The organism is Clostridium boliviensis (assembly GCF_033342255.1).
Classification (GTDB): domain Bacteria; phylum Bacillota; class Clostridia; order Lachnospirales; family Lachnospiraceae; genus Lacrimispora; species Lacrimispora boliviensis.
On the sequence record NZ_JAWONS010000233.1, the window covers coordinates 1 to 393 of the forward strand.

Consider the following 393-nt stretch of genomic DNA (forward strand, 5'->3'; position numbering starts at 1 on the left):
GCCGTGGTGGCAAAGGCGGCCAGGATGAACCGCCGGTGCAGCTTCACATTTTTCCGGCGGATGAAGTACAATCCGACCAGCAGAAAAACGGTGGTGAAGCTGTTGAAGATCGCGTTCAGCATGGGCAGGAAGGTGAGATCCCAGTGGTCGAAGCGATCCACCTTCGGCATGAAAAACAGAAGAGCCACGATCACATTGATGACAATCGACAGGGTTACGACCCAGGGGGTGTAATTCCGCTGTTTGACGTTCCCAGTCCGATAATGGGTCTGATTTTCCATGGCGTTCACCCTATGGCGTGGATTTCTGTACAAAACCAGTATACCACGCTTCATCCCCCATCTGAAACGAGGTCACAAAACCGTGAAAAATGGCTCCAACGGCTGTGACGAT

General features: G+C 52.4%; 1 protein-coding gene. It reads right to left on the bottom strand.

The genetic code is table 11. The annotated features are described in order from the left end of the window. Positions 1-281, bottom strand: a 281-nt coding sequence (locus RZO55_RS14645; protein ID WP_318065008.1) for a DUF420 domain-containing protein, incomplete at its 3' end; no start/stop codon positions are given. Positions 282-393 lie beyond the last annotated feature (112 nt).